The following is a 19511-nucleotide window of genomic DNA, read 5'->3' on the forward strand; positions in this document are numbered from 1 at the left end:
GGCCTTTCGCGTAGTATGCATGAAGCATATGTCCGAAAGACAAGGGAGAATTCACATGCCGCGGATCAAGGCCATCCTGGTGCTACTGGCGGTCGTCGCCTTTGCACTGTCGCCCGTGCTGTCGTCGGGCTTTTCCGGCTTCACCGGCGATCAGTTCCCGATCCCGCAGAACGACCCGCCGATCCAGCCGCTTGGCCTGACCTTCGCGGTGATCTGGACGGTGATCTACGGCTGGCTGATCGTGATGGGCGTCTTTGGCCTGTTGCGGCGCGCCGAGGATCCCGCCTGGGACCGCGCCCGCTGGCCGCTGCTGGCGAGCCTGGTTCTGGGGGCCATGTGGATCCCCACCGCCAATGCCTCGCCCATCTGGGCCACGCTGATGATCTGGGCCATGCTGGGCACGGCGCTCTGGGCGCTGTTCCTGGTGCCGGTGAAGGATCGGTTCTGGTTGCAGGCACCGGTCGGCCTTTACGCGGGCTGGCTGACGGCGGCGGCCAATGTCGGCACCGCCGTGGTCGCCACCGGATACGGCGCGACGCCGGTGCTGGTGGTGCACGGAGCCTTCCTGATCGTGGCAAGCTGGATCGCCATAGCCGTCGCGCGGATCGGCGGGCGCTATCCCTTCTACGTGCTGGCCATGCTCTGGGCATTGGGCGGCATCGTCGCGGACAACCTGATCGCGGGGCGCTGGATCTTCGCGGCCGTGGCCGCCGTGATCTTCGTCGTGCTCATCCCGGTGGGGTGGCAGAACCTCGAAAGGTTCCGCCGCGCCGTTTAGGAGGGCTTGCGCCCCAAAGGCTTGCCGCCCGAGGGACGCGAACCGCGCTTCTTCGGCTTGGCATCCGCAGGCGCCTTCCCAAGGTGCTTGCGCAGCCGGGACGGGGTCGATTTCGTCTTGTTCTGGTAGGGGTTGCGATCCCCCTGCCCGCGCATGGTCAGCCGGATCGGCGTGCCGGGCATGTCGAAATCGCCGCGCAGGCCGTTCACGAGATAGCGCGAATAGCTGGCCGGCATCTTGTCGGGGTGCGAGCACATCACGACGAAGCCCGGCGGCCGGGTCTTGGCCTGGGTCATGTAGCGCAGCTTGATCCGGTGACCGCCCGGCGCGGGGGGCGGGTGCTGTTCCAGCATCGCCTGCAGCCAGCGGTTCAGCTTGCCGGTCGAAACACGGCGGTTCCAGGTTTCGTGTGCCTTGATGATGGCCGCCTGCAGACGGTCGAGGCCACGGCCCGTCTTGGCCGACACGGTAATCAGCGGCGCGCCGCGAAGTTGGGGCAGAAGACGTTCAAAGCTTTCCTTCAGCGCCTTCAGCTTTTCCTGCTTCTCGTCCTCGATGTCCCACTTGTTGACCGCGATGACCACGGCGCGGCCTTCGCGCTCGGCAAGGTCCGCGATCCGCAGGTCCTGTTGTTCAAACGGAATGGCGGCATCCAGCAGCACCACGACGACCTCTGCGAACTTGACCGCACGCAGACCGTCGGAAACCGACAGCTTCTCGACCTTGTCCTGCACCTTGGCCTTCTTGCGCATGCCGGCGGTGTCGAAGATCTTCACCGGCACCCCGTCCCAGTCGACGCGAAGCGAGATCGAATCCCGCGTGATCCCCGCCTCGGGTCCGGTCAGCAGACGCTCTTCGCCGACGATCTTGTTGATCAGCGTGGATTTCCCGGCGTTCGGGCGGCCGACGACGGCGACCTGTAGCGGCCGTTCTGCGGTCGGGCGCCAGGCGGCTTCGTCTTCTTCCTCGGTCCCGTCTTCCTCGCGCAGGTCGACATCGAGCTGGGGCGCGAAGGTTTCGGCCAGGGCCGCGCGTTCCTCGAATTCGTCCGAGATCGGCATCAGCATGGAGTAGAGCTCGGACATGCCTTCGCCGTGTTCGGCCGAGATGCGCAGCGGTTCGCCAAGGCCGAGGCCATAGGCCTCGATCACGCCGGCGTCGGCGGCGCGGCCTTCGGACTTGTTGCAGCCCAGGATCACGCGCGGGGCCCGCTTGCGCAGGATCTCGGCGAATAGCTGGTCGGTCGGGGTCACACCGGCGCGGGCGTCGATCATGAACAGGCAGACATCGGCCATGTCGACGGCGCGTTCGGTCAGCTTGCGCATCCGGCCCTGCAGGCTTTCGTCGGTGGCTTCTTCGAGGCCGGCGGTGTCGATCACGGTGAATTCGATGTCCCCCAGCCGCGCCGCACCTTCGCGCAGGTCGCGGGTCACGCCGGGCTGGTCATCGACCAGGGCGATCTTCTTGCCGACCAAGCGGTTGAACAGGGTCGACTTGCCGACGTTGGGACGGCCGACAATGGCAAGGGTGAAGGACATGGATTGCGCCTCGCAGGGGTTAGACCGGGGCAGATACACCAAAGCGCAGACTTGCGAAAGGGCGGATCTGAGCCCGCCCTGCGCTTCAAGCGCGGGGGTGGCCCCCGCGTCCGGTCGTTCCGTTTCTCAGGTCACGCAGGCGGGCCGCCGCCTAGCGGTAGGCGTGCAGCACACCGTCGCGCGAGACCACATAAAGAATACCGCCCGCGACAACCGGAGCCGAGGCCGCGCCGCCTTCGATCGGAAGACTGCGTGTCAGGGCACCGGAGACCGGATCAAAGAAACGCACCAACCCGTCGCTGGATGCGGTGACCAGACGACCGCCAGCCAGGATCGGGCCATAATGGGCATAGACCTGTTCCTGCTTCTTGGGCTTCGTGCCGGTGAAGAAGGGCAGATCGACCGCCCAGATCCGTTCGCCGCTGCTGGCGCTCAGGCGGATCAGCTTGTTCTCGTCCGACAGCAGGAAGACCGAATTGCCCGCCGGCCAGACCGGATTCATCGGGCCCTCGTCGGCGGTCCAGAGGCGTTCGCCGTTTGCCAGTTGCAGGGCGACCATGCGCCCGGACTGGTTCCCCGCAAAGACCGTGTTGCCCGAGATCACCGGATCGCCCGTGATGTCGCTGATGTTGGAGCGCGCAAAGCCCTCGCGCCGCCCCGAGATGGGTGCGGCCCAGATCCCCAGACCCCCGCGCCGGAAGGCAGCACGCAACTCGCCCGACCCGAAGCCGAAGATCACGTATTGGTCGTTGACCGCCGGGCTGGGCGCGCCGGACAGGTTGTTGATGTCGGGGGTGGCACTGGTTTGCCACTGCACCCGGCCATCGGATTGATTGATCGCCCAGCCCTCTTCTTCGCCGGCCGTGACATAGACGAGGTCGCCGTAGGCCGAGGGCGCGCCAGTGGCCGAAGCCCCCAGCTTCTGTTGCCATAGAACCGCGCCGCTGGCCGGATCAAGCGCCGTCAGCATACCATAACCCGAAGCGACGAACAGCCGCCCGTTGGCGTAGGCCAGACCGCCGCCCGAGGCTTCGCCGGCGCGGTCCTGCACCGGGGTCAGGTCGCGGCTCCACAAGGTTTGTCCACCAGGCGTGACGGCCGTGACACTGGCCCCCGCATCCATGGCAAAGACACGTCCCGCGGCAACGACCGGATCGGCGGTGATCTCGGATTTGCGGGTCTCGCCCTCTCCGACGGAGACGGCCCAGATTTCCTGCGCATTGGCGCCAAGTGCCGCGTTGGAGGTCCGTGTGGCGGGCGATCCCGCGCCTTGGGTCCAATCCGCATTGGCGGAAATCGCCGGCAGCGAAATCGGCTCGGCCCGGTTGACGGGCGGGGCTTCCTGGGCTGCGGTGTCGCCCGTGACGGCGTGCAGATCTTCGCGCGGCCCGCTCAGCAGGATCTCGCGCTCCGTGCAGGCCGACAGGGCCATGAGCCCCGCAACTGCCGCGACAATCGCCGCGTGTCCGACCGGCTTGCGGCCCCGCGCCGCAGACCCGAAGGCCCTTGAACGCCCAACTTGTGCGGATTGCACCGAATGGTCCGATTGCACCACTTGCCCGGTGTCAGCCACTGGCCCCGAGTTATGGGATTTCGTCACTGCCTTTGCCATGCCCGCCCTTCGTCTTGACGCCATCTAATGCCGCGTTTCCGGATAATCCGGTTTCGAGGCTCTTGTCGCTTCAATCTTGTCGCATCAAGGAGTTACCCGCGCGGTGTCCTGTCCGACCCGCGCATCGAACCCTGTCAGCCCGCCTCGGCCGGTGTGCCGCCCAGGGCCACAATCAACTGACTTGTACGCTGTTGCAAGCCCTGCGTCGCCTCGGCATCCGCCTGAATGGACTGCAAGGTTTCCAATGCCTTTTCGTTATCCCCTTCCTCGACATAGGTCAGGGCAATCTGCTCTTCGGCCAGCAGGCGCAGGGGCGCACCCGGTGCCGCCAGCTGACGAAAGCCTTCGCGCCGGTCGGCCGGTTCCATGCTGTCGGTTTCCAGCATCAGCCGCTTGAAGGTCGCGAGCTGCTGATAGATCGGGTTCAGCCCCTCGCCGCCGACATTGGCCAGCAGATCCGCCGCACCGGCAGAATCGTCGCCTTCGGCAGCCGCTTCGGATGACGCGATGAAGCCGATCAGGGCCACCTGGCCCGCGTCATCGGTCTCGATCTGTTGCAGCGCCGCGATCCGGTCCCCGGCGCTGTCGTTTTCCAGCGCCGCCAGGATCGCATCACCGAAGGCCTGGGCGCTGGCGGCTGCACGGGCCTTGGAATATTCATTCCAGGTCGCGCCCGCGACGATGGCCAGGACAACCAGCACGACGATCCAGCCATAGCGCCGGATGGCACCGAAAAGCCGGTCGCGCCGAAGCTCGTCATTCACCTCTTCAATGAAACTGTCACTGTCGCTCACGCCGGGCCTCCCGTGGAATTTGCGCCCCTCTTAACCCAGCCCCCCGCCCCTGCCAAGCCCGCTGCCTGCGCGCATGTCCCCCGGCGGCGGTGCCCTGCCCCGAACTGGCCCGAACTGGCCCGCAGGGTCAGGTCCGCCCCGGGTGCGACACCAAAAATGTTGCGCTGCAGCAGCGGATTCGCCAAGGTGAGACCAATAGTTCAGTTTCTTTCCTCAAAAGACTTGTATTGTCCTGCGCCCTCTCTAACCCGGGTTGCAACTTTGCGTGAAACATCAGGTGCGGATCATGCGTATTATTTCATTCCTTTCTGCTGTTCTCGTAGTGGCAATTCTCTATGTGGTGCTGATCGAGCGGGACGCGCTGATGGCCTTCGCCCGTGGCGAAGGGCTGGGAACCGCGCTGGCCATCGCCCGCGACGAACCGACGCTGGCAACCGCCGAGGCCGCCGAAGCCCCCCCTGTCGATACCAATGCATCATCTGAACCGGCTGAGCCTGCCGCCGCAACCGCTCCGGATGCGCCCCGCCCGATCCGCGTCGTCGCCATGCACAGTGCTGCGACCCATCTGGACAATGCAATCCTGCTGCGGGGTCAGACCGAAGCGGCCCGGCAGGTGGAACTGCGCGCCGAAACCAGTTCTTCCGTCACCTCGGCCCCGCTGCCGCGCGGCACGCTGGTCAGCGACGGCGATCTGCTGTGTCAACTGGATGCCGGCACCCGCGAGGCCGCCCGGGCCGAAGCCGAGGCGCGTCTGGCCGAGGCCGAAGCCAGCGTTCCCACCGCCGCTGCCCGTGTCGCCGAGGCCGAAGCGCTGCTGGAAGAGGCCGAAATCAACTTTACCGCCGCCGACAAGCTGAGCGAGGGCGGCTTCACGTCCTCCACCACCCTTGCGGGCCGCCGGGCGGCCGTGCGCGCCGCCGAGGCCACGCTGTCTGCCGCGCAGGCCGGGCTGACCTCGGCCCAGGCCACGATCCGCGGGGCTCAGGCCAGCGTCGCCACGGCCGAAAAGGAAATCGAACGGCTTGAAATCCACGCGCCCTTCGATGGCATCCTTGAAAGCGACACGGCGGAAATCGGCTCCTTCCTGCAGGCGGGCGGACTTTGCGCAACGCTGTTCGACCTCGATCCGATCATTCTGGTCGGCTACCTGCCCGAAATCGACGTGGAACGTGCCGGCCTTGGCGCCACCGCGCGGGCCGAACTGACCGCCGGGGGAACCCAGGTCGCGGGTCAGGTCACCTTCCTGTCCCGGTCTGCCGATCCCACCACGCGCACCTTCCGGGTCGAAATCGCCGTACCCAACCCCGACCTGCGCATCCGCGACGGCCAGACGGCCGCGATCATGATCGAAGGCGCGGGCCTGCAGGCGCATCTGGTGCCGCAATCGGCGCTGACGCTGAACGATGACGGCGTGCTCGGCGTGCGCATGGTCGACGCCGACAGCCTGACCGCCTTTGCCCCGGTCGAGATCATCCGCGACAGTGGCGCGGGCATCTGGGTCACCGGCCTGCCCGAAACCGCCGATGTGATCGTGATCGGGCAGGAATACGTGGTTGCCGGCGTGCCGGTGATCGCCTCCTTCGACATGCCGGGCGAGGCGGGGCAATGACCGGCCTCATCGACTGGGCCGCCTCGCGCGCCCGGATGATCCTGGCCTTCATCGCCCTGTCCCTGCTGGCGGGGGGATATTCCTATGCCACCCTGCCCAAGGAAGGCGAACCGGATATCGAGATCCCGGCGCTGTTCGTTTCGGTCCCCTTCCTCGGCATTTCCGCCGAGGACAGCGAGACCCTGCTGGTCAAGCCGATGGAGGCCGAATTCGCCGATCTCGACGGGCTGAAGACCATGACCTCGACCGCAGCAGAAGGCTATGCAGGCGTGGCGCTGGAATTCGAATTCGGCTGGAACAAGACCGAAACCATGGCCGATGTCCGCGACGCCATGGGCAAGGCCGAGGCCAAGTTTCCCACCGGCTACGACAGCTATTCGGTGAACGAGATCAACTTTTCCGAATTCCCTATCCTGATCGTGAACCTGACCGGGGCGGTGCCCGAACGCACCATGGCCCGCATCGCCGAAGATCTGCAGGAAAAGATCGAAACCCTGGATTCCGTGCTGGAAGCCGGGATCGCCGGTAACCGCGACGAAATGGTCGAGGTCGTCATCGACCCCCTGCGGCTGGAAAGCTACAACGTCACGGCAGCCGAATTGCTGGCCGTGGTGCAGAACAACAACCAGCTTATCGCCGCCGGCGAGGTCGACAGCGCCGCGGGGACATTCGCCGTCAAGATCCCCGGCTCCTTTGACGAGATTCAGGATATCTACAACCTGCCGGTCAAGCTGAACGGCAACCGCGTGGTGACGCTTGGCGATCTGGCCACCATCCGCATGACCTATGAGGACCGCACCGGCACCGCGCGCTTCAACGGGGACACGACGGTCGCGCTGCAGGTGGTCAAGCGCAAGGGCTACAACATCATCGACACCGCCGCCGCCGTGCGCGCGATCGTCGAAGACTCCGCCGCCGCCTGGCCCGAAGAGATGAAGGCCGCCGTCCACGTCGGCAGTTCCAACGACCAGAGCCGCGTCGTCGGCTCCATGGTCGACCAGCTGGAAGGCTCGGTCCTGACCGCCATCGCGCTGGTAATGATCGTGGTGCTGGCCGCCCTCGGCCCGCGCCCGGCGATCCTTGTCGGCTTCTCTATCCCGACCTCCTTCCTGCTGTGCTTCGTACTGCTGTCGATCATGGGGATCACGGTGTCCAATATCGTGATGTTCGGGCTGATCCTGGCCGTGGGGATGCTGGTCGACGGCGCCATCGTGGTGGTCGAATACGCCGACAAGCGGATCTCCGAAGGTACCGGGCCGATGCATGCCTATGTCGAAGCCGCCAAGCGGATGTTCTGGCCGGTGGTGTCCTCGACAGCGACGACGCTCTGCGCCTTCCTGCCGATGCTGTTCTGGCCCGGCGTGGTGGGGCAGTTCATGGGCATGCTGCCGGTCACGCTGATCTTCGTGCTGTCGGCCTCGCTCATCGTGGCGCTGATCTACCTGCCGGTGATGGGCGGGGTCATCGGCAGGATGGCCCGCGCTTTCGACAGGTCCTCGACCTGGATGCGCCGGGCCTTCCCGTTCTGGCTGCGCGCACTGCTGGTGCCGGTGACGATATACGGCATGTACATCGGTGCCATGCTGACGATCAATCCGGGCTACCTCGGCGGCGCGGCCCCCTCCGGCCCCACTGCCGCCCTGCCCGGTATCGCGCTGTTCCTGATCGCCAGCTTCGCCGCCTCGATCACCATGGGCGCAGTGCGCCGGCCCGATCAGGGCGGCGCCGTGCGCACCCGCCGCCGCACGCCCTTCGGCTGGGTCATGTGGGCGATCACCGCCAACCCGATCATGCCGCTGGTCACTGTCGCCGCCGTCATAGGCTTCGTCTTCGCCACTTTCGCCTACTACGGCCAGCACCAGAAGGGCGTCGAATTCTTCGTCGAAAGCGAGCCCGAACAGGCCATCGTCTATGTCCGCGCGCGCGGCAACCTGTCGCTCGACCAGAAGGACGCGCTGGTGCGCGAGGTCGAACAGATCATCCTGCGCCACCCGGGCGTGAAAAGCGCCTTTGCCTTTGCCGGCGAAGGCGGGCTCGATTCCAACACCGGCGGCGCGGAACCGCCCCTCGACACCATCGGCCAGATCAACCTTGAGATCATCGCCTGGGAAGACCGTACCGACCGCCCCGAGCTTGACGGCAACACCGTCATCGACGAGCTTACCGCCGCCGCCGAACAGGTCCCCGGCATCAGGATCGAAATCCTCGCCGGTGACGCCGGGCCGGCCTCCTCCAAGCCCGTGCACCTGCGACTGAAGGGCGACAACTGGGACGACCTGATCGCGGCCACCGAACTGGCCCGCGCCCGTTTCGACCAGACCGAAGGCCTGACCCTGATCGAAGACACCCTGCCCCTGCCCGGCATCGACTGGCAGATTGACGTCGATGTCGAAAAGGCCGGCCGCTACGGCGCCGATGTCGCCACGGTCGGCGCCATGGTCCAGCTGATCACCCAAGGGCTCGAGCTTGACACCATGCCGGTGGAAACCTCGGACGAGGAAATCTCGATCCGACTGCGCCTGCCCGAAGAGGACCGGGTGCTGTCCACCCTCGACACCCTAAAGGTGCGCACCACCGAAGGGCTGGTGCCGCTGTCGAACTTCATCACCCGCAAGCCGGTCAAGAAACTGGCGCAGATCAAGCGCGTCGACCAGACCCGCTTCTTCGACGTGAAGGCGGGCGTCGCCACGGGCCTCATGACCACCACCACAGCCCCGCGCAGCGGCGAAACCATCGAGGTCCCGATGACCCCGAACGAACGCATCGAAGTGCTCACCGAATGGCTCGAAAGCGGCGCCCTGCCGGCGGGCATCACCTATGAATGGACCGGAGATCAGGAAGACCAGGCGGAATCCGAGACCTTCCTGATGACGGCCTTCTCGGCCTCGCTCGCACTGATGTTCATCATCCTGCTGGCCCAGTTCAACAGCTTCTACAACTCGGTGCTGGTGCTGCTGGCGGTGATCATGTCGACGGCGGGCGTGCTGATCGGCATGCTGGTCATGGATCAGGCCTTTTCCATCATCATGACCGGTACCGGAATTGTCGCCCTTGCCGGCATCGTGGTGAACAACAACATCGTGCTGATCGACACCTACCAGGAATATTCCGCCTATATGCCGCGGATCGAGGCAATCATACGTACCGCCGAAGACCGCATCCGCCCGGTGCTGCTGACCACCGTCACCACCATGGCCGGCCTCGCCCCGATGATGTTCGGCCTCTCGCTCGACTTCTTCGGGGGGGGCTATTCCATCGACAGCCCGACGGCGCTCTGGTGGAAACAACTGGCCACGGCGGTGGTCTTCGGCCTCGGCATCGCCACCGTGCTGACCCTCGTCTTCACACCCTCCATGCTGGCCCTGCGCGTCTGGGCGGGGCACTATCTTCTCTGGATCGCGCGCGGTCTGGCCTCTCTGTCCCTGGGACGCTCCTCGCAGGCCGCCCGCGACTGGGCCCTGCGCCGCGCTGCCCGACGTGTCCGCCACCCCGAAATCCTCTGGCCGCTCGAGGACGCCGCCCAGGCGCACCCCCATATCGCCCGCGCCGCCGAATAGCAAAAGGACCCGCGCGGTTCCCCCCGCGCAGGCCCAGATGTTTCCCTGTTCCAAATATCCCGGGGAGTCTCCCGCAGGGAGACGGGGCAGAGCCCCTCTTCCCCCAAGTATGACCTTAATCCGACATCAGGCCGCCTCTTCGGCCTCCGCCGATTGCCGCGCCCAAAGCGCTGCATAGCGCCCGTTGCGCGCCAGAAGGTCGGCATGGGTGCCCTCTTCGACCACCAGCCCCTTTTCCAGCACCACGATCCGGTCCGCATCCGCGATCGTCGACAGGCGGTGCGCGATGGTCAGCACAGTGCGCCCCTCACCCGCGCGGTTCAGCGCCGACTGGATCTCGCGCTCCGTATCGGTATCCAGCGCACTGGTCGCCTCGTCCAGCAGCAGGATCGGCGGGTTCTTCAGCAGTGTCCGGGCGATCCCCACGCGCTGCTTTTCCCCGCCGGACAGCTTCAGCCCGCGCTCCCCCACCTTCGTCTCGTAACCTTCGGGCAGCGACATGATGAAATCGTGGATCTGCGCCGCCTGCGCCGCGCCGGTAATCTCTTCCGGGGTGGCATGTTCGCGGCCATAGGCGATGTTGTAGCCGACCGTATCGTTGAACAGCACCGTGTCCTGGGGCACCACGCCGATCACGTCATGCAAGCTGTCCTGGGTCACGTCGCGCAAATCCTGCCCGTCGATGCGGATCGCCCCGCCACTGACGTCGTAAAAGCGGAACAGCAACCGCCCGATGGTGGACTTCCCGGAACCGGAGGACCCGACCAGCGCCACCTTCTGACCCGGTGCGACCCGCAGGCTGACACCCTTCAGGATCTCGCGCTCGGGATCATAGGAAAAGTGCACATCGTCCAGCACCACTTCGCCGCCCGAAACCTCGATCCGCCTGGCGCCCGGCTTGTTCTCGACCTCTGCAGGCTGATCGAGCAGCAGGAACATCTCTCCCATGTCCACAAGGCTCTGGCGGATCTCACGGTAGACGGTGCCGAGCATGTTGAGCGGCATGGTTATCTGGATCATGTAGCTGTTGACCAGAACGAAATCCCCGACGGTCAGGGTGCCGTTCTGTACGCCCATGGCCGCCATCACCATGACCCCGACAAGGCCGGCGGTGATCAGCACGCTTTGCCCGAAGTTCAGGAAGGCCAGCGAATAGGCGGTCTTCAGCGATGCGGCCTCATACCCGGCCTGGGCATGGTCATAACGCCGGGCCTCGCGGGCCTCGGCGCCGAAATACTTGACCGTCTCGAAGTTCAGCAGGCTGTCGACCGCCTTCTGGTTGGCATCGGTATCCTGGTCGTTCATCTCCTTGCGCAGTTTCACCCGCCATTCGGTCACCTTGAACGTGAACAGGGTGTAAAGCGCGATGACCGCAGCGACCACGACAACATAGGTGACGTCGAAAACCACGGCGAGGACCACCGCGATCATCAGCAATTCCAGGATCAGCGGCCCGATGGAAAACAGCATGAAGCGCAGCAGAAATTCGATGCCCTTCACCCCACGTTCGATGATCCGGCTCAACCCGCCGGTCTTGCGCGTCAGGTGATAGCGCATCGACAGGCGGTGAATATGCACGAAGGTCTCAAGCGCGAGCGACCGCAGCGCCCGCTGCCCGACCCGCGCAAAGATCACGTCTCGCAACTGCTGGAACCCGACCGACATCAGCCGGGCCATCCCGTAGGCGACGGTCAGCCCGATGGCCCCGATGCTGAGCATCCATGCCGCGCTGTCCCCGCCATCCTCGGCCAGGGAATCCACCCCGGCCTTGTACAGAAACGGCGTCCCCACGGCGATCAGCTTTGCCAGAAACAGCACCACCAGCGCCCAGCTGACGCGGCGACGGACCCAGGCATGTTCCTTCGGCCAGAGATAGGGCCAGACACGCGCCACGATCCGCCCGCTGTTCTTCGGCATCTCCGTGGTTGTCACTTCCGAATGGCGTGGGCTCATCCCTGGCTCTCCTCTTGTCCGCGCGGCACATATAACTTAACGTCCGAATAGTTCAACACTACATGAATGGTTGAAAACATGCAGCGCCAGGACGTTCTCGACTGTCTCGCCGCCCTCGCCAACGAGACGCGGCTGGATATTATGCGCTTTCTGGTGCCTCACGGCACCACCGGCGCCCCCGCCGGGCAGATCGCGCAGCAAATCGCGGTTTCGGCCTCGCGGCTGTCATTTCATCTGAACGTGCTGGAACAGGCCGGGCTGGTCTCGCCCGAGCGCAAGGGGCGGATGGTCTTCTACAGCGCCCGGCCCGCGCGGCTTGGCGGGACCATTGGTTACCTGCTGTCGGATTGCTGCGGAGACGATCCCGGCGTGCGGTCCTGCTGCCTGAACGTCATGACGCATCGCGCCGTGACGCCGCAGGCCAAGCCGTTCAATCTGCCGCTGGAAGAGTGAACACCTGTCCCGGATAGATCAGATGCGGGTTGCGGATCAGCTCGCGGTTGGCCTCGAAGACGCGCACATAAAGCACGCCCTGCCCATAGCTGTCCCGCGCGATCGCCCAAAGCGTATTGCCGGGCTGGATCGTCACCTGTTCCGCCGGCCCTAGCGCGGCGGTCTGCGCGGCGGCGATACGTTCGGGGGTTTCGCGTTCAAAGGGCGTCTCGACCCGGCTCAGCACCTCACCGGCGTCATCCACCTCGTCCAGACGCAGGCTGTAGACGCCCGGCTCGACCTCGGTCAGGCGGGACTCCCATTCTCCTGAGGCGCCAACATCGACCGTCGCGCGCAAGATGCCGTCGAGGTAACAGCGCACGTAACCACCGGGTCGCGCCAACCCGCTGAGGACCACGGCACCATTGGCGTCATAGGCAATCGTGCTCAGCTCGACACCGCTGATTCCGGTGGGCGCATCCGATTGTTGCAGCACCTGAACGCCGTCGCCTTCGGCCATGAGAACCGTTGGCACCGGGGCCGCAGCGGCGACAACCTGCGGCGCCTCGACAGAACCCGCGGGTTCGACCGGGCTGGCCGGACTGTCGGTGGCTTGCGGTGTCTCTGCCGCCAAGGCGGCGATTTCGGGTTCGGCTTCCGACGTGGTTGCGGGCTGCGCCGCCGCTGTAACCACAGGGGCCAGGATCACCTGCTGATCGGCCAGCGTATCGGCGATGCCATCGGCGCCGACGCCCTGAAGCGTCATGACCTGAGCAGCCTGCCCCGGGGTGATATCCAGAAAACTGACAAAGCGCCCATCGGCCCCGGCGAGCGAGCGGTCGATTTCCACCCCGTCCAGTTGGATCGAAACCGAGGTATTGGGTGCCGCCTGCCCTGCGACCAGCGCGGTCCCGTCGCCTTCCATCCGCACGATGTCGAAGCTGGGGGCGACGGCGGTCTGCTCCGCTTCGACGTCGGGGACCGGCACAGGCGCGGCGGGTTCGGCAATCTCTTCCGCTACCGGGGCGACGGGATCAGGAGACAAGTCATCGGAAACGGCGGCATCTTCGGGCGGGATTTCCGCGGCCTGTGCGGCGGTTTCAGGCGGCGTGACAGCGGCCAACTGTCGGGCTTCTGCGGCGTCCGGCGCGGGCTGCGGGGCGTCCACTTCTGTCGCGATTTCGCTGGCCGGGGCGGGCGCCGGCTTCCCGCCATCCTGCGGGCCGATCCAGCCGAAAAAGATCGCGGCACCGCCGGTCGCAAGTCCCCCTGCCACGACGGCAAAGGCTGGCAAACCAAAGTTCTCCGCAAGTTTCACGACAGATGTCCCCGATAGTCCTCATGCAGCGCGCCCATCCGGGCGGTTGAGCACTCATATCAACAAGGCTATCACCGGTCAAAAGACATTGAACCCAAGGGGCCGTTTGAAATGACAAAAGCATCCATCTGTGTCTATTGCGGCTCACGCCCAGGCGTGAACCCGGCTTATGTGCAGGAAGCCCGCGCGCTTGGGGCCGGGCTGGCGCCGCGCGACTGGCGGCTGGTCTACGGGGCCGGCGATGTGGGGCTGATGGGCGAAGTGGCCCGTGCGGCCCAAACTGCGGGGGCCGAGACCTTTGGCGTGATCCCCACCCACCTGCTGGACTGGGAAGTCGGCAAGCGCGACCTCACCCGGTTCGTTGTCACCGAGACGATGCACGAACGCAAGAAGGTCATGTTCGTCAATTCCGACGCCGTGGTCGTCCTGCCGGGCGGCGGCGGAACGCTGGATGAATTCTTCGAGGTGCTGACCTGGCGCCAGTTGGGTCTGCATGCCAAGCCCATCGTGCTGGTCAACGTGGACGGGTACTGGGATCCCCTGCTGGACATGATCGAGAACATCGTCACCCAGGGGTTCACCGACCGGGCCGTGGCGGAAATGATCACGCCGGTTGGAGATGCCGAGGGCGCGCTGAACGCCCTCGGCCAGTTGCTGCCTTAAATCAGCTGCTTGCCTCGGCCATCTCGGCCTTCAGCAGCTTTTCGATTTCGGGGACCGGGTGATTGGTCAGGCTCTTGGGCACTTCGCCGATCACCTTGTCCGCGACTTCCTTGTGGATCGACTTGCGCAGTTCGCCCAGGGTCTTGGGCGGCGCGACCAGCACGATCTTGTCGAAGGCCCCGCGATGCGCCAGACGATAGAGGATATCCGCCATCTCGTCGGCAAAGCGTTCCTTCGCAAGCTCGTGCCAGTCGGTGTCATCCATGGCAGAGCGTTGGCCGACGCCGTTGTCGGACTTGCGACCGGGGCGATTGGCGCTTTGTTCACGGTCCGAGGGGTTTTCCTGCTCTTCCTTGCGGATCACCTCAAGGTTGGGGTTCTCGGCATCGGTGATGTTGCGCAGAAAGATCGCCTTTTCGCCGTCGGCCACCATGACCCAGCAATCATTGGGAATATCGGTCATTACACCTTCTCCTTGTCGCCGGAACCGTTCTGATCCTGGGCCAGGGGCCGGGTATGTTCGCCCGGCGTGGTGTCGAGGCCCTTCTTTTCGTCGCGGGTACCGACCTTGGTCTGCAATTCGCCGCCCTTGCGACCCTGCTGACCTGCAGGTTCCATGTTCTCGGGGGCTTCGCCAAGGATCTCCTCGGTGTCGCGGCTGCCGTCCTTCGATCTGACGCGTTCGGCCATCTTGCTCCTCACTTTCTTTACGTGCGTTGCAGGGATGAAACGCGCCCCGGTCGCCATCCGTTCCCTTGCGCATATCGGATCGGCGCCTGACCGCCGCGAAGGGAACCGGGGCACTGAAACGCAAAACGGCGCGGGAAAACCCGCGCCGTTTCAATCAGGTAGAAGCCGACGCTCACATACGCGAGGCGACGTTTTCCCAGTTCACCAGCTTGTCGAGGAAGTTCGACAGGTAGGCGGGACGCTTGTTGCGGAAGTCGATGTAGTAGGAGTGTTCCCACACGTCGCAACCCAGCAGAGCGGTCTGGCCGAAGCACAGCGGGTTGACGCCGTTTTCGGTCTTGGTGACCTTCAGGCTGCCATCGGTGTCCTTGACGAGCCAGGCCCAGCCGGAGCCGAACTGGCCGGCACCCGCGGCCGAGAAATCTTCCTTGAACTTGTCGACCGACCCGAAGGCTTCGACCAGCGCCTTTTCAAGCTCGCCCGGCATGGCCGAGGTGCCCGGACCCATCATTTCCCAGAACTGGTTGTGGTTCCAGAACTGCGAGGCGTTGTTGAAGATACCGTTCTGGGCGACGGCGTTCGCGTCGTAGGTGCCCTTGATGATCTCTTCGACGGATTTGCCTTCCCACTCGGTCCCGGCAATCGCCTTGTTGCCGTTGTCGACATAGGCCTTGTGGTGAATGTCGTGGTGATATTCCAGCGTTTCCTTGGACATGCCGAGATCGGCAAGTGCGTCGTGGGCATAAGGAAGATCGGGAAGTTCAAAAGCCATTTTGGGGCCTCCTTTGCTTGGAGTTAACAAATTCTCTGCGGCATAGATGGTATTCCTCGCCCCCGAAGGTCAAGGGCATTTCCCCCAGCTTTCCTGCACAGGCACCCCTTGGCCCTCTGCAAGCTGCGGGAAAGGGCCGGTGGGCGGGGATCAGCCGTAAAGCCCGACGATCCCGTCTTCGCGTGCCGCATCGCAAAGGATGGTAAAGACATATTCGGCAACGGAGCGGAAGCAGACCAGTTCGATCCGGCCGGGGACCGGGCACCAGAAGGCGGCGGCGACCTGACCCAGATGCGTGCGGCGGATTTCCCCGATGGCGAAGGCGTCCGGATCCATGTCCACCGGGGCCAGCTTGGCGATGACCTCGCGCACCAGACCATCCGGTCCGATCAGCGAAAACAGGCTGCGGGCATGGCTGACCTCGACGGCGCTCAGGGCCGGGTCGCTCATGTCGGCAGCAAAGCGCGCCATGGCGGCGCCCGTCTCGGCCAGCGGAAGGCTGACCAGCAATTCATCGGGCGACATCCAGGCGATGGCGGCCTCGCCCTGTGCCGAGATCCCGCGCCGGTCCGGCATGACACAGCCGGTGACGGCAGTGGCCACGCGGCGCAGGCTTTGGTCGGTCAGATCTCCGCGCAGGGTGATCATGCCGCGCAGCGGTTCTTCGGTCACACGCACGTAGCCGTCGAAATGCGCGCCGTTCAGGGCATTTACCGGGGCCGGTCCCATCAGATCAGACATTCTGCTTTTCTCCTGCCTTGTCGTAGAACACCGGGTCCACGACCTTTGCCTTGACCGACCCGCCGGCCAGCTTGGTGACATCCACCGTCTCGCCCATCCGCTCGGGTCCGCGTTTCAGCAGCGCCATGGCGATGCCACGGTTCAGCGTCGGCGAATGATAGGTCGAGGTGACCCGACCTTGCATGTTGCGCTGATCCTTGTCGTTCTGACCCACGTCGAGGATATAGGCGCCGTCCTCGATCACGGAGCCGTCGACAGTTTCCAGCCCGACCAGCTTCCAGCGTTCGGCGTCCTCGAAATGGCTGCGCAGCTGGCCGCGCTTGCCGATGAAATCGTCCTTCTTCTTCGAAATCGCCCAGTTCAGCCCAAGGTCCTGCGGGATCACCGTGCCATCGGTTTCATCCCCGATCATGATGAAGCCCTTTTCGGCGCGCAGCACATGCAGCGCCTCGGTCCCGTAGGGCACGGCGTCAAAGCCGCGACCGGCGGCGACCAGTTCATCCCACAGCGCACGGCCCTGCCCGGCGGGCACGGCCAGTTCATAGCTAAGCTCGCCCGAGAAGGAGATCCGGTAGATCCGCACCGGAATGCCCCCGACCAGACGGTCGGCCCAGGCCATGAAGGGCAGCGCCTCGGCGGAAATTTCGGGCGTGCCGAGCACCTCGAGCAATTGCCGCGCCTGGGGGCCGACAACGGCGATCTGCGCGTATTGCTCGGTCACGTTGACCACGTGGACCTTCAGGTCCCACCATTCGGTCTGCAACCATTCCTCCATATGGGCATGGACGTTTTCGGCCCCGCCGGTGGTGGTGTGGACAAGGAAGCTGTGCTCATCCAGCCGCGCCACGACGCCGTCATCCATCAGGAAGCCGTTCTCGTTGCAGACCAGACCGTAGCGGCAGCGCCCCGGCTTCAGGGTCGACATCATGTTGGTGTAGATGAGGTCCAGGAACTTGCCCGCATCCGGCCCGCGCACGATCAGCTTGCCAAGGGTCGAGGCATCCAGAAGCCCGACCCGTTCGCGCACCGCCGTCACTTCGCGGGCGACCGCATCGGCGTGACTTTCGCCCGCCTTGGGATAGCAATAGGGCCGCCGCCAATGGCCGACCGGTTCCCAGTGGGCGCCGTTGGCCTCGTGCCAGTCGTAAAGCGGCGTCTTGCGCAGCGGCTGGAAGGCCGCGTCGCGCGCCGATCCGGCAATCGCACCCATCGAGATCGGCGTATAGGGCGGGCGGAAGGTCGTGGTTCCGACCTCGGGGATGGTCACGTTCAGTTCCTTGGACAGGATCGCCAGACCGTTGATGTTGGACAGCTTACCCTGATCCGTCGCCATGCCGAGCGTCGTATAGCGCTTGGCATGTTCGACGCTTTCAAAGCCTTCGGCGGCCGCCAGTTGGACATCCGTCACCTTCACGTCGTTCTGGAAATCGAGCCAGCTTTTCGAGCGCAGCTTGTAATCCGCTCCTTCGGGCATGACCCAGGCCGGGGCCAGCGGGATCTCGGCCGGCTCAGTCACCTGCGCGGGCTGGTGATCGCCCGGCGCAAGGCCAAGGCGTTCGCAGGCCAGGCGCCCGGCTTCGCCCGCATCGCCCAGGGTTTCCGACAGGGTCTGCGCGCCACTGGCCGCCCCGGCCGTCAGCACGAAGGGCGTGCCTTCACCGCCCGTGGGGGCACGGGACGGGTCGGGGCGGAACATCGCGCGGTCGTCGTCCCAGATCAGCTTGCCGCCGCAATGGGACCACAGGTGCACCGCCGGGGACCATCCGCCGGACATGGCCACGGCGTCGCAAGGGATTTCCTCGATCACGGCGCCGGACCCGGCCTGGGCGCAAAGCGCCACGCCGGTGACCCGCTTGCCGCCCGAAACATGGGCCACGGCACGGCCGTTTTCGACACGGATGCCAGCTTCGCGGGCCTGGAAAGCCAACGCGCCGCCGCCCGCCGGGCGCATGTCGATCACCGCCGCCACGTCCAGCCCGGCCTGCCTGACTGCAAGGGCGGTCCGATAGGCGTCGTCGTTGTTGGTCACGATGACCACACGGTCCCCGACCGCCACGCCGTAATCGCAGATGTAATCGCGCAGCGCCCCGGCCAGCATCACGCCGGGAACATCGTTGCCCGCAAAGGCGATCGGGCGTTCGATCGCGCCGGTCGCCACCATCACCTGACGCGCCCGGATGCGCCACAAGCGGTGACGCGGCCCGGCCTTGTCGCCAAGGTGATCGGTCAGCCGTTCATACCCCAGCACATAGCCGTGATCATAGACCCCCGCCCCCATGCAGCGCAGCCGCAGGGTGACATTTGGCATCGCGGTCAGTTCGGCCACCATTGCGGTGACATGATCGGCCACCGACGTACCCCCGACCTCGCCCCCACTCACCGGGGCGCGACCGCCCCAGTGTGCACCCTGTTCCAGCAGCATCACGCGGGCGCCGGTGCGCCCCGCCTCCAGCGCGGCTGTCAGGCCTGCGACACCGCCGCCGATGACCAGCAGATCGGCGTGGGCATAAAGATGTTCATATCGGTCCGCGTCGCGATCCTTCGGCGCCTTGCCCAAGCCGGCCGAGGCCCGGATGATCGGTTCGTAGACATGCTTCCAGAAGGCCCGCGGCCCCATGAAGGTCTTGTAGTAGAAACCCGCCGGGAAGAAGCGCGACAGCTTGCTGTTGATCGCCCCGACATCGAATTCAAGGCTCGGCCAGTGATTCTGGCTTTGCGATTCCAGCCCGTCGAACAGTTCCTGCGTGGTGGCGCGCTGGTTGGGTTCGAACCGGCCGTCCCGGCCCAGCCCCATCAGTGCATTGGGCTCTTCGGCGCCCGAAGCGACGACGCCGCGCGGGCGGTGATACTTGAAACTGCGCCCCATCAGCATCTGGTCATTCGCCAGAAGCGCCGAGGCCAGAGTATCACCTTCGAACCCACTGAAACGGCGGCCGTTGAAGGTGAATTCCAGCTTCTTGTTGCGGTCGATCCTGCGTCCGCCCTGTGCCAGTCTGCTGCTCATTGCGCGATGGCTCCCTTGTTCGTGTCTTTTCCGGCCATTGTCTTGAAACC

General features: G+C 65.2%; 15 protein-coding genes. 5 read left to right on the plus strand and 10 right to left on the minus strand.

Translation table 11 applies throughout. From position 1 onward, the window contains the following. Window positions 1-55 precede the first annotated feature (55 nt). Complete coding sequence (locus tag PSAL_RS06060) at window positions 56-778, plus strand: hypothetical protein (RefSeq protein ID WP_119840612.1); 723 nt, start codon at window positions 56-58, stop codon at window positions 776-778. Here the strand turns inward: PSAL_RS06060 and der are convergent. From der to PSAL_RS06075, 3 genes are all read right to left on the minus strand, one after another. Beyond that, a complete protein-coding gene (gene der / locus PSAL_RS06065; protein WP_119840613.1) occupies window positions 775-2316 on the minus strand; it encodes a ribosome biogenesis GTPase Der in 1542 nt (513 codons plus the stop codon). The two genes, PSAL_RS06060 and der, sit on opposite strands and share 4 nt — an antisense overlap. A 151-nt stretch (window positions 2317-2467) precedes the next feature. Next, the gene (locus PSAL_RS06070) at window positions 2468-3928 is read right to left on the minus strand and encodes an outer membrane protein assembly factor BamB family protein (RefSeq protein WP_231388631.1); all 1461 of its coding nucleotides are present in this window, start codon (window positions 3926-3928) and stop codon (window positions 2468-2470) included. Window positions 3929-4062: 134 nt separating this feature from the next. Continuing rightward, window positions 4063-4722 (minus strand): hypothetical protein, encoded by a 660-nt coding sequence (locus PSAL_RS06075; RefSeq protein ID WP_119840615.1) that lies wholly within the window; start codon window positions 4720-4722, stop codon window positions 4063-4065. A gap of 286 nt (window positions 4723-5008) precedes the next feature. On the opposite strand from PSAL_RS06075, the gene PSAL_RS06080 reads away from it, so the two are divergent. Both PSAL_RS06080 and PSAL_RS06085 read left to right on the plus strand, forming a co-directional pair. After that, window positions 5009-6331, plus strand: a complete 1323-nt coding sequence (locus PSAL_RS06080; protein WP_119840730.1) for an efflux RND transporter periplasmic adaptor subunit — start codon at window positions 5009-5011, stop codon at window positions 6329-6331. Continuing rightward, window positions 6328-9888 (plus strand): efflux RND transporter permease subunit, encoded by a 3561-nt coding sequence (locus tag PSAL_RS06085; protein WP_119840616.1) that lies wholly within the window; start codon window positions 6328-6330, stop codon window positions 9886-9888. The genes PSAL_RS06080 and PSAL_RS06085 overlap by 4 nt, the downstream gene beginning before the upstream one ends. A 126-nt stretch (window positions 9889-10014) precedes the next feature. On the opposite strand, the gene PSAL_RS06090 is transcribed toward PSAL_RS06085, so the two are convergent. Continuing rightward, window positions 10015-11841, minus strand: coding sequence for an ABCB family ABC transporter ATP-binding protein/permease (locus PSAL_RS06090; protein ID WP_119840617.1), 1827 nt, complete (start codon window positions 11839-11841; stop codon window positions 10015-10017). 78 nt (window positions 11842-11919) lie between these two features. Here PSAL_RS06090 and PSAL_RS06095 point away from each other — a divergent pair, with 78 nt between their 5' ends. Beyond that, window positions 11920-12294, plus strand: a complete 375-nt coding sequence (locus PSAL_RS06095) for an ArsR/SmtB family transcription factor (RefSeq protein WP_119840731.1) — start codon at window positions 11920-11922, stop codon at window positions 12292-12294. On the opposite strand, the gene PSAL_RS06100 is transcribed toward PSAL_RS06095, so the two are convergent. Beyond that, window positions 12272-13549, minus strand: coding sequence for a LysM peptidoglycan-binding domain-containing protein (locus PSAL_RS06100; RefSeq protein ID WP_196222881.1), 1278 nt, complete (start codon window positions 13547-13549; stop codon window positions 12272-12274). The two genes, PSAL_RS06095 and PSAL_RS06100, sit on opposite strands and share 23 nt — an antisense overlap. A 153-nt stretch (window positions 13550-13702) precedes the next feature. Here PSAL_RS06100 and PSAL_RS06105 point away from each other — a divergent pair, with 153 nt between their 5' ends. After that, complete coding sequence (locus PSAL_RS06105; RefSeq protein ID WP_119840619.1) at window positions 13703-14254, plus strand: LOG family protein; 552 nt, start codon at window positions 13703-13705, stop codon at window positions 14252-14254. Between the two features lies 1 nt (window position 14255). Here the strand turns inward: PSAL_RS06105 and PSAL_RS06110 are convergent, their stop codons facing one another. From PSAL_RS06110 to PSAL_RS06130, 5 genes are all read right to left on the minus strand, one after another. Then, window positions 14256-14717: a host attachment family protein gene (locus PSAL_RS06110; protein ID WP_119840620.1), complete on the minus strand. Its 462-nt coding sequence runs from the start codon at window positions 14715-14717 to the stop codon at window positions 14256-14258. After that, window positions 14717-14944: a hypothetical protein gene (locus PSAL_RS06115; RefSeq protein WP_119840621.1), complete on the minus strand. Its 228-nt coding sequence runs from the start codon at window positions 14942-14944 to the stop codon at window positions 14717-14719. The genes PSAL_RS06110 and PSAL_RS06115 overlap by 1 nt, the downstream gene beginning before the upstream one ends. A 172-nt stretch (window positions 14945-15116) precedes the next feature. Continuing rightward, a complete protein-coding gene (locus PSAL_RS06120) occupies window positions 15117-15716 on the minus strand; it encodes a superoxide dismutase (RefSeq protein WP_119840622.1) in 600 nt (199 codons plus the stop codon). A gap of 150 nt (window positions 15717-15866) precedes the next feature. Continuing rightward, window positions 15867-16457, minus strand: a complete 591-nt coding sequence (locus PSAL_RS06125; RefSeq protein WP_196222882.1) for a sarcosine oxidase subunit gamma — start codon at window positions 16455-16457, stop codon at window positions 15867-15869. After that, a complete protein-coding gene (locus PSAL_RS06130) occupies window positions 16450-19461 on the minus strand; it encodes a sarcosine oxidase subunit alpha family protein (RefSeq protein ID WP_119840624.1) in 3012 nt (1003 codons plus the stop codon). Before PSAL_RS06130 ends, PSAL_RS06125 begins: the two co-directional genes overlap by 8 nt. Window positions 19462-19511: the final 50 nt, after the last annotated feature.

It is taken from the genome of Pseudooceanicola algae (assembly GCF_003590145.2).
Classification (GTDB): Bacteria; Pseudomonadota; Alphaproteobacteria; order Rhodobacterales; family Rhodobacteraceae; genus Pseudooceanicola; species Pseudooceanicola algae.

Coding starts and splice junctions, on each gene's coding strand:
- PSAL_RS06115 (WP_119840621.1), bottom strand. CDS start 14,944: ATGGCCGAACGCGTCAGATCGAAGGACGGCAGCCGCGACACCGAGGAG.
- PSAL_RS06105 (WP_119840619.1), top strand. CDS start 13,703: ATGACAAAAGCATCCATCTGTGTCTATTGCGGCTCACGCCCAGGCGTG.
- PSAL_RS06095 (WP_119840731.1), top strand. CDS start 11,920: ATGCAGCGCCAGGACGTTCTCGACTGTCTCGCCGCCCTCGCCAACGAG.
- PSAL_RS06120 (WP_119840622.1), bottom strand. CDS start 15,716: ATGGCTTTTGAACTTCCCGATCTTCCTTATGCCCACGACGCACTTGCC.
- PSAL_RS06130 (WP_119840624.1), bottom strand. CDS start 19,461: ATGAGCAGCAGACTGGCACAGGGCGGACGCAGGATCGACCGCAACAAG.
- PSAL_RS06080 (WP_119840730.1), top strand. CDS start 5,009: ATGCGTATTATTTCATTCCTTTCTGCTGTTCTCGTAGTGGCAATTCTC.
- PSAL_RS06125 (WP_196222882.1), bottom strand. CDS start 16,457: ATGTCTGATCTGATGGGACCGGCCCCGGTAAATGCCCTGAACGGCGCG.
- PSAL_RS06070 (WP_231388631.1), bottom strand. CDS start 3,928: ATGGCAAAGGCAGTGACGAAATCCCATAACTCGGGGCCAGTGGCTGAC.
- der (WP_119840613.1), bottom strand. CDS start 2,316: ATGTCCTTCACCCTTGCCATTGTCGGCCGTCCCAACGTCGGCAAGTCG.
- PSAL_RS06085 (WP_119840616.1), top strand. CDS start 6,328: ATGACCGGCCTCATCGACTGGGCCGCCTCGCGCGCCCGGATGATCCTG.
- PSAL_RS06090 (WP_119840617.1), bottom strand. CDS start 11,841: ATGAGCCCACGCCATTCGGAAGTGACAACCACGGAGATGCCGAAGAAC.
- PSAL_RS06060 (WP_119840612.1), top strand. CDS start 56: ATGCCGCGGATCAAGGCCATCCTGGTGCTACTGGCGGTCGTCGCCTTT.
- PSAL_RS06110 (WP_119840620.1), bottom strand. CDS start 14,717: ATGACCGATATTCCCAATGATTGCTGGGTCATGGTGGCCGACGGCGAA.